Below are 12,321 nucleotides of genomic sequence, written 5' to 3'. Positions count from 1 at the left end.
GTTAGCGGGTGCGGGGTTCGTTTTCGGTCCGCCGGTACGACGGCAGTCCGTCGCTGTCATCAGTCGAGTCACGCTGTGCGGCTGCTCGCTGGGCGAGTGCTTGGCCGGCGGCGGCTTTCGGCCCCCAGCGGGCGGCCGTCGTCGCGACGCCAGCGCCGCCGACATACGCGCCGGCTGCGACGCCGCCGACCAGGGCTGCGCCTCGCGTTGCACCACCAATTACCTTCGCGGTGAGGGGTGTCGCGTACGTGAACGTCTTCCACGTGAGATAGAGCGCGATTAGTGGAAGTGACGTTGCTACAAGATACCTCAAGAATGGACTACTTGGAGCAAGAGCATTCTGTGAGAACAGTAGGTCGTACCCTTTGAATACGACTGCTGCAGGGAGAGGAAGTACTGCAAGAGGAACAAAACGTTTGCTGAACCCAACTGCGATATCAGAGATGACCGGGAGGTTACCGTAACCGAGGGCGAACGCAATCGGCATCCCATACACGTAGACATAGATGAGAACTTCACGGATGTAATAGAACGCCTCAAGAGACCACATTGACAGTCCGCCAGCAACACCGAATAAAAAGGCGAGAACGGGGTTAGTTAGCGACACCTCTAGAAGTTCGAACATCGTGTCTCCAAGTGAACTCAGACTCGGCATCAAGGCGATCGTGAAACCGTCAACGAGGTAGAGGGACAGAATACTAACCCAGTACCAAGATACGATGAGGAGCGCACCAACCCACGCAGTTTTCTTAGTGCGTCTTGCCTCGTACGCACTCCCGATATTGAAAATTCGGAGCGCATGACGCCCCTGAACACACATTACCAACAACAACAGCGAGATCAGCATAATCTCACCGCCAACTAAAGCGTCTTGTATCGCAGGCCACGGCCCATTAGACGCTGTTCCAAACACAATTGGCCCATCAGTACGTGGAGTCGGAGTTCCAAACATACCCTCCGTGAGAGACTGATATCCAGTTCTCAGACCCCGCATGAACAGGCCAGTCAACCAGCTAAGCGCCTCTTTGAATCCCTCAAGTACAACGTCAATTAGATCAACCATCGTGCTCTCCGATGGAGATACTGCAACCCTCAGTACTAGTCGAGTCTGTATACTGAACGTTGTAGGTCTTAGACACCTCAGAAGCAGCTACACGTGTTTTGAGGATGAGGTTGAACTCACCACTCTGCTCCCCGTCTTGACACGAGATATCTGAACCGGGAACAAAAGCGAACGGAGACCGAAAGCTGTAAATCGTGAGTTGCTTCCCGGCTGGAATAACAACTTCAGCTACTTCAGAGTCAGACTCGGGGTCATAGATCCCACTAACATCGTCATGGTTGGCGTAGTTCGTCCCCTCTTCATCGGAGGGATACGGAACGTCTCCGATGAAGAGTAATTTCGTGACTGCGTTTGGCCCCGTTCCACGGTTCTCAACAGTCACAAACGCCTCATCAGTAACTTCGTCACCCGAAGAGTTCCACATCTTCTCTGGCTGATTTCTCCCAATCCCCATCTCGACGATGCTGAGGTCCGGTTGAATCGAAAGTGAACTCTCAGCAACAGTTTCGTCACCATCCAACGCGACGACACGATACTCTCCGGGCTCGTAGGCAGTCCCGATTTCGAACGAAACCTGTCGTGCGCCGGCGGCAAGCCCACGCTTCCCGAACAGTTCCCCATTCGGTTGGATGAGGTTCACCTGTTCGACGGGTGCGTCAGCATCAACCTCAACAACGATGGCTTGCCCCTCGACAGCGATGCGTGAAAGCGGGCCAGCACGCTCGGTTGTCGTCGACGTCTGGTCAGATGTCGTTGTGCCCGAGTTACGGTTACCATCGAGGCAGCCGGCAACGCTGGCGAGGGCGGCCCCGCCGAGGGTTCGGAGGACGGTACGTCTATCAATCGGTGAATCGGTTGGAATCATTGGTTTCGGTAGTAGCTATCTGTCGGACCAAACATGCGGAGGAGTCGGCGACCAGCGTAGAACGTCACGACGAACGGAATCGCCTGCCAGCCGACCTCGAACACGAACGCAACCCACCCCTCGAGAGTTCCGAGTGGGTGCCAACGAACGGAGGCCGTATCACCCACATACGCCGGGTCGTGGCCAAGCCACGTGCCGGGGTGGTAACGGGCGGTGTAGATCCCCGGCTCGTCGAGGGTGACGACCGCGATGCCACTCTCGTTGGTCTCAACGCGCCGGTCACCAACGGTGATGTAGCCGCTGTGTGACGACCCGCCAATCGGGTACTGTCGATCGCTTCCATTCGACGCGATTGGCGCACCCGTCTGATTATCGCGCAACTCGACTCGGAGCGTCGCGTTCGACGTCGTCTGCGAAACGAGCTCAACAGAGAGGTTACTCTCNCCCGTCTGATTATCGCGCAACTCGACTCGGAGCGTCGCGTTCGACGTCGTCTGCGAAACGAGCTCAACAGAGAGGTTACTCTCGCGAAGCTGGCGCGCTGACCCGACTTGGGGGTCGACAATCGTGGCATTCACGCCGCGAACGATCCCACCCACCCGAAGCGCCTCCCGATCGACGGTCTCTGCGCGGACGGCCAATCCGTACGTGGGCGTGTACGACTCGTTGACGACCTCGACAGTCACGTTCTCGCCGATCGTCCCGCGAGGTGACGCTCGTTCAGCCCCCCACGTGTCGATGATATCCGGGCCATCGCGAACCGGCTCTGCTCGCGGCCCGATCTGTGAGGGATACGCGTGAACTCGGACGGGAATCGCATCCGACTGTGCCGTGGTTGTCGTTGACCCGGTCGATGTGACGAGGGTGTCCCAGTTCGTGTTGCGAGCGGTGTAGAACCGCCACACACCACGGACCCGAGAGTTCTCATCGTCGGTGAGCGTATAGCCCTGCCACGGCCGGGACTGGAAAATCGCGACGCCAGTATCCCCGTTCGGGTACTGCGCGTAGTAGGGGTACGCCGCGAGGTCGTAAATCTCGGTATCGAGTGTATCCGAGACGGTTCGTGTCTCCGTCCGGTAGTTGACTGTCGTCTTAGATTCGCCACCAACCGTTGTCTCGACGGTCTTCTTGAGCCGGACTGAGATGTTCGCTTCGAGCGTGAGATTCGCGCTCCACGAGTGAGTAGTCTGATACTGTAATTCTGGCGTGTGAGTGCCGCTCGCAGTTGCNGAGATGTTCGCTTCGAGCGTGAGATTCGCGCTCCACGAGTGAGTAGTCTGATACTGTAATTCTGGCGTGTGAGTGCCGCTCGCAGTTGCGACTGGAATGCCATCGATTTTCAGACGGATGTTCTCAATTTCGTGGGAGACGAGTGCCCAGTCGGTAGTCCGATTACCCGTTTCGGTCCCAGTTGGAACGCGAACACGATAATCGACGAGCCCGCGAACTGTCCCGTTAGGAGCGATATAGAGGGGTGTCTCACCTGCATCGAGATGGCCACGCGTCGAGGGTGTGACCGCGAAAATCGTCGCGTGCGCATCATCGATGAACGTCCCATCTTCGAGTGACGCGTGGGGTGGGTAGGTCGACGTGTCGGGCCCGCCGGCGTCGAGATCAGCGAAGTCGTTGCGCGTCCACGTCGCGGCCGTTGCCGGCGGGCGCGTGAACGTGATGTCAGTCCCGTTGGCGAGTTGGTGGAGCGCCGTTCGGTCATCGCCGTACTGCTGCTGGTAGGCCTGTTGGCTGACGTAGCGGTCGCTATCACGAGACCAGAGCGTTGCCGACTCGTTTTCCGTGAGGCCGTTTGTTTCAGTCCCTGGTCTCGGGGGCTGTGCCGTGGCGAGGCCGATAATGGAGCTCGACACGAGTAAAGCGGCTACCAGTACGGAGGGTACTCGATGCTCCATGGGAGGGCAAAGGTGGATTGGTGGGGCGCTTACCAGGGAGTGAGATTCATACAGTCCCCAAGTGGGAGGCCCATAATCGACGCCACAACGGAATACAGCGGGCCGAGCACTGCCAAGATGAGGGCGGATTTGAGTGCTGCGCGCTTGTGGACTTTGAGTCGCTTTTTCTGTTCGGGGCTGGCGGTGAAGATCTCAGCGAGGGAATCGGCCTGCCAGATGACTGCCAACCCAATGAAGCCGAGCGTCGTCGTGATCTGGAAGAAGCCCTCGACCATCTCCGGCAATTTCTCAGCGCTGCAGACCACGCTGTCTTGTGCGGCAACTGGCTGGACAGCAGCGATCGTGAACAGGACGCTCCCAATTGCGACGTGTCGGAGGATGGATCGGGAGGGCCATTGCTGGTCGGCGGAGCGAGCGTCAGCAGAGGACTGGTGTGAGTCAGACATGAGGTCACTCGGTGTGGTCGTACACGAGCGCTTGGAGGTCGGCGTAGCGACTCGTCATGGTTGCAATCTCATCGAGCNGTGTGAGTCAGACATGAGGTCACTCGGTGTGGTCGTACACGAGCGCTTGGAGGTCGGCGTAGCGACTCGTCATGGTTGCAATCTCATCGAGCGAGTAGCCCAACTCACGCGCTTCGGTGAGTTGTGCGCGGAGTTTGTGCGGCTCAACGTCGCGAAGTTGCATCTCGTCGCGGAGGGCTTGCCGATAGAGGGCCGATGCGTTGAGATGGTCGTTCCACCTGAGGAACAACTCATCGATGTCTTCGACGGTGACTGAGCGGGAGATCATGTGTTCGGTATCGTTCCNGGGCCGATGCGTTGAGATGGTCGTTCCACCTGAGGAACAACTCATCGATGTCTTCGACGGTGACTGAGCGGGAGATCATGTGTTCGGTATCGTTCCGCACCGATTGTCTTGCGGTGCGTACATGTCAATCAGATTGGTGGAATATTATATATTTACTGGCCGATACGAAGTGTGGTAGCATGCCAAACTAGGTACTATATTATCTGGCTGAATTAGAACACCGACGCTCCCGTACCTAACGATGCAGAGGGATGTCACTCGACATATCGTGTCTGTCGAGAGGAAGCGCTATCTGTGAACTCTGAAGTGACCTGAGCAACTGCACGCTCGATATCACTATCCATCAGCGAGACGATGGCCCACGGCGAAACAAACGACTCACAGTCTAGCGTTCCGGTCTTGTATGCGCCAGCAAGCGGAAGACTGTCCGAGTACTCCTTCGTCGAGATCCCGAGTGCAATATACTGGTTGCCGGCAAATGGATGACTCGAGTCGCTGAGGATGAGATACGGACGTCGAGGAGTATGCCCGAACGGATCTGTGGCGACGACAATTACCCCACGCCATACATCAGATCTACTCCGCACCCGAGTCTGCATCTTCATACTCATCGAGATCAGGGAGATTTGCATCCCAGTCCGGATTCTCGTCGTAGTAGTCGCCCTCAAACTGCTCGCTCACGGCGGCCAAGCCAATCAAGCTCGCAGTATGTGCATCGTAGGCGTCGGGATTGATCGCCCAATACTTGCCCTTGTGACGCACAAACCCCTGATTATGGAGTCTGCTGAGCGTCGTCCCAACACTTCCTCGTGGGATGTCGAGTGCCTCAGCAATCTCACCTGCTCGATAGCCTGTTTCTGGAGTCGCTGCGAGGAAGCGAAGAATGGTCCGCCCATTCGTATTCGGTCCTGGAAGATCCGATGGCTGGTAATTTTCGAAATCAACGGGCATATGTAACAGTATGTAACGGGGAGTAATAGACTTGGTGGAGTAGCTGTTCCAGAGTACTCTTCTGAGATGAGACCGACGGAACACACCGACAAATTACGACCGAAAACACACCTATTCACCAGTTTCGGGGGCGTTACAAACAGAGAAGAACAGGGGTTCAGAATTGCTATTAACCAACGAAATTTTTGATTAGTGTCTCTTGTTGGTTAACACGAGGTAGCAGCCGATGTCTGACGAACCACCGACACCGCCGACAAATCTCCCCAGCGAAGTCGTCAATGCTCTCAATGAATCACCACCGAACCGTCTTCGAGACGTTGCCCGCTATGCCGAAGAGTTGGCCGAACACAAGGAGCGCGAGGTTCGTCTCGAGGAAGAGCCACCGGAAAGGGAACTCGAAAAACGGCCCGACGATCTACCAGACGATGTCCCCACAAAGGCGACGATTACGATCAAGGAGATCAACGACAATCGGTACTACTACTGGCAGTGGCGAGAGGGTGACAAAATCAAATCCAAATATAAAGGCCCAGTCAACGACAACTGAGTTGGTTCTGGTTAGGCCTCCTCATTGGGGAGAGTTATTACTATAACTTTGAGATACAGGTGCAGACTATAGTTATGAATTGTAGTTGTAGTTCGCTTGCTACTGCTGAGCTATTCAGTTGATGCCTTTAATCTGACCGATTGACGTGTGCTGCTGGAAAGTACGCCTATTCTTTACGCCGTTCTCACACGACCACACACTTGATAATCTTCTCCAGAGCCTCATTTGAGCATGGAACTGCTCAGTGTCTATTAGAATACTGAACGACTATCGCTGAAGAGTATAGGTGGGAAATACAACTATAGTCTGCAACTGCTCTTGTCTATATCGCCCCTCAGGATGGCATTGATTGTAGAATTGGTATAGCTAGATAGTATAGTCATACACTATAGCTATAGCAGAAGTGGTGTCTGGCCTACACACTCGTCAACCCCCAGTCAAGAATCACAGGGATATAGTCAGGATATAGGGGTATAGGTGACCAGCGAATCCCTACTGTTAGGATTCTTAACGCCGAAATTCCGATTTAGTCCACAGATTATGGTTCGGATCATCAATGGTCAGCAAAACCAATAGGTATAGCCATACACTATAGCTATACAATATAGTTGGATGATGTCGCTACAATGTCTGACCTAGATTTATATTCATGTCTACTGTATACTCTTGTAATGCTCACTTATGCCCCCGTCTCGGAGGCTGGCGGCGTCGGCAAAACGACGACTACCGCGACGCTCGCAGCGAGTCACGCACGCGCAGGACACGAGGTCCTCGTAATCGATATGGATACACAAAACGGGAGCCTCACGTACTTCTTCGGCCCTGACTACGATCGCGGTGACCCAGAAGTCGACAACCTCGTCCGACATCTCGTCGGCCGTCCGAAAGGTAATTTCCACGACCTCACCATCGAAGTCGAGAGTGGGATCGACCTCATTCCCTCGCACAACATGCTCGAGGACCTCCATGAGTTCCTCCTCAACGAGAAACAGCAGGCCGAGAACTTCGGAGAGTCCTACAGTATGTACCACCAACTGCATCGTGTCCTCCGTGAAGCGAACGTCCGAGATGAATACGATGTAATCATCGTCGACTCTGCTGGTAAGGCAGGTCCCATCCTCTACAACGCTCTAGTTGCTGTCAGAAACGTCGTGATACCGTTTGAGGCGACTGCAAAAGGACAAGAGTCGATTGAAGGGCTCGATGACCTCGTCGACGGGTTGGAACAGAGCATCGACGTCGATGTGGGAGTTCTGTCAGTCCTCCCTATCGGATACAAAGACACACGTGACCAGCGGGAGATCCTCGAAGAACTTCGTGAAAGTGGCTTCCCTGTCCCGGTCGTGATCGGGGAACGTGGCTCTCTGATGGAAGGGTGCTGGAAACAGCAGTGTAGCCCATATAGATACGTGGAGGAACATCGCGACCGAAAGCGTGACTACGAACTCAAGACACTTGACCAATTCGATGAACTCGCCCGATATCTCGAGAAACAAGCCGAGCTTGAAGCTCCCGAGGTGACTGCGTGATGGGACTCAAATCTGGCTCACGAGATGCTGGTCTCGACGATTCTGAAGGTGATGTTGAGCAACCTGAAGAACAAGGAATCAACGAAACAGTAGACGACACCGCTACTGAACCCCTGTCCATCGACACCGAAGAGACCGAGACGGAGTCAAAAGATAAGTTAGACCACAAATCCGAATCTCAGCGGCCGACGATGGATTCACTCCCGTACAAGCTCCGCCGTGATAAGGTAAATGAGGGTCGCGAGCAGGTTCCGTACTTTCTTCGTGAAGAGGTAATTGATGGCGAGGCCGAGCTTCAGGATACACTCGAAGAGTTACTGGATGAGAAGGTCTACAAATCAGACTACCGAGAGGCTGCGATGGTTGTTGCCCAGCGGAACCCCGAGCTAATCGCAGAAGTTCTTCGTGAGTGGGGATACGACCTGAGATGACTTGTTGAGACGTAGTATCTCGTGATTCAGTAAACGGCCTTGGGTGGACACCACGTTGGTACTTGGCCAAACATCTTTGCTGTGACACCACGTGGTTACTACTGGAGACAATCTGTGTCACACACGTCTCCACAACTCCCCCATGACGACTGATTCAACGATACTTGGTCGGTGCCCTGACTGTGGTGACGAGCTTGCGCCGCATCAATTGCTGATTGAGTTTGAAGAAGCAGATGGTACAACCGGCGTGTTCGCGGAGTGCTACTCGTGTGATGACGTTGTTCGACCGGAGTGACCCCTTTTCTTTGTTGTATATCTGTACGCAGGAATCGACTGTTACACATCGATGATGGGGGGTGCCGTATATGCAGGAGAGTACCAGTCGAGGGCTGCAGGAGATGTTCGGTTTACACATCGATGACGGGGGGTGTGACTGACAAATTAATTGAATGACAACAACATAGTAGTATCCAAACTCAGTCGAACTGCCTGATTTTACACTTCGAACACGGGGTGTGGGTCGCTACAATATACTTCGTAGCCGGTACTCACCCAATAAAATCCAGAATGTCGAATTCAGGAGTTAGATCAAACAACGCGGAGAGATATACATCGACTGAGGTCAATCTTTTTAACCCCTCCGACACACAGCAGAAGTATGGCCGGCAGCAACCAGGGTGGTACTGATCAATCTACGTTGGAAGATGAAAGAACGCAATCACAGACAGAAGACGCGTCCAAGGTCACTCAGAGAGACACTGCTGTCGACAACGCGCCCCCCAAAGTTTCCGAAGGCGAGGCTGAGAGAAGCACACAGCAGTCGATCCGAGATATGCTCAACGAGGATGGTGGCGGGTCAGTCTTCGTCAACCGTGACCTCGTCGAGCCCGACACCATTATCGACGAAGAGCGAATCGTCGGCCGCGACGACCAACTCGAGTCCGTCGTGTCGTTCTTGAAACCAACACTCCAAGGAAACCGGCCGCCAAATATGCTTCTCTACGGCCCTGCCGGTACTGGTAAATCACTTATTATCGGCGCCGTGACGCAGCAGATCGTCGATCTCTGCAAATCGAGGGGTGAGAGCTTCGGGGTTGTCGATATCAACTGCCAGCCGATCAATACCCTCGACCAAGCCGTCTACGAACTCGTCCAGACAGTCGCAAAAGACGTCGGCGCAGAAGTGGGCGTGCCCGAAACTGGCGTGTCGACTAAACGGAAGTACCGACGTCTCTACGAACTTATCAACACCCACTACGACTCGGTCATCTTCATCCTCGATGAGATCGACCTCCTAGTTGGACGCCGTGCTAACGACGAACCCGCCTACTCGAAGTTGCTCTACCAGCTCTCGCGAGCCAGCAACACGAACGAGATTGAGGGACGAGTATCCGTCGCAGCGCTGACGAACGATCCGAAGTTCATGGAGGACATCGACGGCCGAGCCGAGAGTTCGTTCAACCCCCGAGACGTATACTTCCCGGACTACGACGCTAACCAGTTGCGCGAGATACTCCAGAATCGCCGCGACGCCTTCCGAACGGATGCGCTCTCTGATGACGTGATTCCACTCGTCGCTGCCTTCGCAGCACAAAGTCACGGCGATGCTCGGAAGGCCATCGACCTGTTCCGTGGCGCTGGCGACCTCGCCGATGAACGTGGTGACGATAGCGTTGAGGAACACCATGTCCGCGAGTCACAGGAAGAGATCGACAAGGATCGTTCACTAAAGCTCGTTGAGGGACTCACGACACAGAAAAAGATCTCCCTGTATGCTACTGCTGCCATCGCACATTACGCAAAGCGCTCAGGAAGTTCCGTTCCGAGCCCCGTCGGATTCAAAGTGTATCAGTGGGTAACGGACGAACTCGACGCGGATCAGATGACTCGGGAAACGTACGTCAAGTACATCAAAGAGCTGTCCACGTATGGATTGATTTCGACGTCAAGGAAGAGTCGAGGTCGCGGTGGCGGGATGTACATGGAGTTCACCTTCACGGGTGACCCCACGGGTATCATGAAACGGATCACGGAGGATACTCGTTTGGAGAGTATTGCCGAGCAAGAGGAACTCCTCCGAACGGTGGTCAATGCACAACTGAAGGACTTCCATTAGAGCTGAGGTGGACGCTTTTCGTGGAGGACGAGTGTAGACACACCCCCCGTCGTCGATGTGTAAGTTCCCAACCCCTCCCCCCGTCATCGAAGTGTAACTGATATCGACAGAGTGACTGGTTGTACGAAACCTATCAAGGCAGTCTAGTGTTACTGAACGAGGAGTTCAAGTCGCCAATACTGCAGGCCATTCTCGTGAGAGTCTACTGATTAGGAAGATCGCTCGCCCAAACGAGGGAGGAAGGCTTTGACGAGTTATCTCGAGTCAATAACGCAACCCCCTCCCCCCGCAATCGATGTGTAAATCACCGATAGACGATGGGTAGAGACGACAAAGCGAACGGACTCAATCAAGAAGAAAACGTCTAACACTAGTGTTACCAGGGAAGAGAGGGACCAAAACAACGGTCATTCAAACCAGCAGATCTTGTTTGGCCAGATAGAGTGTCTCTTATTCAATATTTAGTTTAGCTCCACTACGGATTTGGTTAACTCGGTAGATACATAAAACTTCGTCAGACAATAGTTATAAGTTCTAGAGAGGTTATTTCTGGACCGTTACAGCCTCTCGTGCGGATATACGGCTGTTACGTTCGGTTTACCCTCATTACGTCTCTTCCCCCCACTCCCATCTCACGGTTTTACACATCGATGACGGGGGGGGAGGGTCTTCAATCTCGACCTCGATGAACACGTCAGTCGTCGGGTTGAGTGTGCCAAATGGTTCGTTGCCCAAACCTACTTCCTGCGGCGAGATCCTGTCTTGGGTGGCGAACTAACGCTACTCAATCTCAACGTCCAGATGTCTCATTTTCGATGTACTTGTAATAAAGCACTACACCAGATATGAGACATCGACAACTATGTTAACCAACAACTGGGCGTATCTAGCCGGCCTGTTGGTTAATACAGCCTCTCGAATCATGCAAACGGAATAATCCGTGCCAGCAAGATTTATTCCTGTTAATCACGTGGTGTGAGTATGGAAGAACCGCGCTCTGAACTACAGGCCAATGCCGAGGAGCGAACTAAAGCGCCAGATTTCGACGTCCTGACCTCGCCAGAGGAACTTGTCCGTGGAGAGCGGACGCGAGACGACTTCTTTGACGCTGTGCTTGGGCTCAGCACTCCAGCGACCGCCAGCGAAGTTGCTGACCTCGCAGGCCACGGCGTTGACGCCGCGAGAGAGTATCTTGAGTGGTTCGAACAGATGGGTATCGTGAAGCAGGTTACCGAGTCGCCGGCCACGTATGTACGCAACCAATCATACTTGAACTGGCGACGGGTCCAAGCGCTCCAAGATGAATATTCAACGGCGGAGCTCCTTGACTTCTTGAAAGACGAAGCAGCACGGACAGAGGAGTTGTCCGAGGAGTTCGATGTCGCGTCGCCGGAAGCGGTCTCTCTCTCAAAGCATGCATCGACTACTGATCAATCGATAGAGGATGTTTGGGAGGCCGTTTCTGCGTGGAAGACCGCTCGCCACCGGGTTGTTCTGCTTGAGCGGGCATTAGCAACCGAGTCGGGTGACGCTGCTGATCAGCGAACGGCGGTATGACAGGGTGGGATGAGTGTAGTGGGTCCCATTCAGTTTCAGGTGCCCCAGTTGATTTTGACCGCTTGGACGTCATCCGAAACCGATTTGCTACCGACGAGCGGTTCGATCAGATAGTCGACCGACCTGAATTCGCCCCTGAGCGGCTGGTCTGCGTGTACGATACACGGTTCTACCCATCGAGTGTTCAAAATGCTCGAGTAGAGATTGTCTGGTTCGAGAACGGTGACTTCTCGCTCCACTACCACGAAGATCACGAGCAGGGAACATTCGATCATCGATGGGACCGCCACCCGTCGGAGCACAACGCTCGCGACCACATCCATCCCGGTCCAGATGCACCGACTCCTGGAGATGATTTACTGCATCCCAGCGATTGGCGCGATGTCCTCTCAATGGCTCTTGTCGAGATTGAAGCCAGGCAGCGTGCATTCTGGGAAGGCTGACCCACCCGTTATGGTGTCAATCAATCCGTCTGTTGTACGCTTCATCGAGGTCTGACCTGACTCGAAGGTCGAATTGGGGTTGAACTCGACTCACAGGGTACA

General features: G+C 54.3%; 13 protein-coding genes. 7 read left to right on the top strand and 6 right to left on the bottom strand.

Annotated features, from left to right (window positions below; all coding sequences use genetic code 11):
- Position 1 precedes the first annotated feature (1 nt).
- From C454_RS00260 to C454_RS00235, 6 genes are all read right to left on the bottom strand, one after another.
- Positions 2-1,063: a hypothetical protein gene (locus C454_RS00260; RefSeq protein ID WP_049904853.1), complete on the bottom strand. Its 1,062-nt coding sequence runs from the start codon at positions 1,061-1,063 to the stop codon at positions 2-4.
- On the bottom strand, positions 1,056-1,928 hold the full coding sequence (locus C454_RS00255) for a hypothetical protein (RefSeq protein WP_004971367.1): 873 nt from the start codon (positions 1,926-1,928) through the stop codon (positions 1,056-1,058). Before C454_RS00255 ends, C454_RS00260 begins: the two co-directional genes overlap by 8 nt.
- Positions 1,925-3,835: a hypothetical protein gene (locus C454_RS00250; protein ID WP_049904852.1), complete on the bottom strand. Its 1,911-nt coding sequence runs from the start codon at positions 3,833-3,835 to the stop codon at positions 1,925-1,927. The genes C454_RS00255 and C454_RS00250 overlap by 4 nt, the downstream gene beginning before the upstream one ends.
- A gap of 29 nt (positions 3,836-3,864) precedes the next feature.
- Positions 3,865-4,281 carry a hypothetical protein gene (locus C454_RS00245; RefSeq protein ID WP_004971365.1) on the bottom strand — a complete coding sequence of 139 codons (417 nt, stop codon included), beginning with the start codon at positions 4,279-4,281 and terminating at the stop codon, positions 3,865-3,867.
- A gap of 97 nt (positions 4,282-4,378) precedes the next feature.
- The gene (locus C454_RS00240; RefSeq protein WP_004968218.1) at positions 4,379-4,627 is read right to left on the bottom strand and encodes a hypothetical protein; all 249 of its coding nucleotides are present in this window, start codon (positions 4,625-4,627) and stop codon (positions 4,379-4,381) included.
- 594 nt (positions 4,628-5,221) lie between these two features.
- Positions 5,222-5,596, bottom strand: a complete 375-nt coding sequence (locus C454_RS00235) for a helix-turn-helix domain-containing protein (RefSeq protein ID WP_049904851.1) — start codon at positions 5,594-5,596, stop codon at positions 5,222-5,224.
- Between the two features lie 226 nt (positions 5,597-5,822).
- On the opposite strand from C454_RS00235, the gene C454_RS00230 reads away from it, so the two are divergent.
- The 7 genes from C454_RS00230 (at position 5,823) to C454_RS19630 (ending at position 12,219) form a co-directional block, all read left to right on the top strand.
- On the top strand, positions 5,823-6,143 hold the full coding sequence (locus C454_RS00230) for a hypothetical protein (protein WP_004971363.1): 321 nt from the start codon (positions 5,823-5,825) through the stop codon (positions 6,141-6,143).
- Between the two features lie 671 nt (positions 6,144-6,814).
- Positions 6,815-7,672 (top strand): ParA family protein, encoded by an 858-nt coding sequence (locus C454_RS00225; protein ID WP_049904850.1) that lies wholly within the window; start codon positions 6,815-6,817, stop codon positions 7,670-7,672.
- Positions 7,672-8,103, top strand: a complete 432-nt coding sequence (locus tag C454_RS00220) for a hypothetical protein (protein WP_049904849.1) — start codon at positions 7,672-7,674, stop codon at positions 8,101-8,103. The genes C454_RS00225 and C454_RS00220 overlap by 1 nt, the downstream gene beginning before the upstream one ends.
- Before the next feature lie 142 nt (positions 8,104-8,245).
- Positions 8,246-8,398 carry a DUF7837 family putative zinc-binding protein gene (locus C454_RS21315; RefSeq protein WP_439650168.1) on the top strand — a complete coding sequence of 51 codons (153 nt, stop codon included), beginning with the start codon at positions 8,246-8,248 and terminating at the stop codon, positions 8,396-8,398.
- A gap of 537 nt (positions 8,399-8,935) precedes the next feature.
- Positions 8,936-10,219: an orc1/cdc6 family replication initiation protein gene (locus C454_RS00215; protein ID WP_081605166.1), complete on the top strand. Its 1,284-nt coding sequence runs from the start codon at positions 8,936-8,938 to the stop codon at positions 10,217-10,219.
- 981 nt (positions 10,220-11,200) lie between these two features.
- On the top strand, positions 11,201-11,776 hold the full coding sequence (locus C454_RS00210; protein ID WP_004971357.1) for a DUF7342 family protein: 576 nt from the start codon (positions 11,201-11,203) through the stop codon (positions 11,774-11,776).
- A complete protein-coding gene (locus C454_RS19630; protein ID WP_081605161.1) occupies positions 11,773-12,219 on the top strand; it encodes a hypothetical protein in 447 nt (148 codons plus the stop codon). The genes C454_RS00210 and C454_RS19630 overlap by 4 nt, the downstream gene beginning before the upstream one ends.
- Positions 12,220-12,321: the final 102 nt, after the last annotated feature.

It is taken from the genome of Haloferax gibbonsii ATCC 33959 (assembly GCF_000336775.1).
Classification (GTDB): domain Archaea; phylum Halobacteriota; class Halobacteria; order Halobacteriales; family Haloferacaceae; genus Haloferax; species Haloferax gibbonsii.
The sequence above is the reverse complement of the archived record's forward strand: the minus strand, read 5'-3'. Positions and strand labels throughout refer to the sequence as shown.

Coding starts and splice junctions, on each gene's coding strand:
- C454_RS00255 (WP_004971367.1), bottom strand. CDS start 1,928: ATGATTCCAACCGATTCACCGATTGATAGACGTACCGTCCTCCGAACC.
- C454_RS00210 (WP_004971357.1), top strand. CDS start 11,201: ATGGAAGAACCGCGCTCTGAACTACAGGCCAATGCCGAGGAGCGAACT.
- C454_RS00260 (WP_049904853.1), bottom strand. CDS start 1,063: ATGGTTGATCTAATTGACGTTGTACTTGAGGGATTCAAAGAGGCGCTT.
- C454_RS19630 (WP_081605161.1), top strand. CDS start 11,773: ATGACAGGGTGGGATGAGTGTAGTGGGTCCCATTCAGTTTCAGGTGCC.
- C454_RS00230 (WP_004971363.1), top strand. CDS start 5,823: ATGTCTGACGAACCACCGACACCGCCGACAAATCTCCCCAGCGAAGTC.
- C454_RS00245 (WP_004971365.1), bottom strand. CDS start 4,281: ATGTCTGACTCACACCAGTCCTCTGCTGACGCTCGCTCCGCCGACCAG.
- C454_RS00220 (WP_049904849.1), top strand. CDS start 7,672: ATGGGACTCAAATCTGGCTCACGAGATGCTGGTCTCGACGATTCTGAA.
- C454_RS00225 (WP_049904850.1), top strand. CDS start 6,815: ATGCTCACTTATGCCCCCGTCTCGGAGGCTGGCGGCGTCGGCAAAACG.
- C454_RS00235 (WP_049904851.1), bottom strand. CDS start 5,596: ATGCCCGTTGATTTCGAAAATTACCAGCCATCGGATCTTCCAGGACCG.
- C454_RS00240 (WP_004968218.1), bottom strand. CDS start 4,627: ATGATCTCCCGCTCAGTCACCGTCGAAGACATCGATGAGTTGTTCCTC.
- C454_RS00215 (WP_081605166.1), top strand. CDS start 8,936: ATGCTCAACGAGGATGGTGGCGGGTCAGTCTTCGTCAACCGTGACCTC.
- C454_RS21315 (WP_439650168.1), top strand. CDS start 8,246: ATGACGACTGATTCAACGATACTTGGTCGGTGCCCTGACTGTGGTGAC.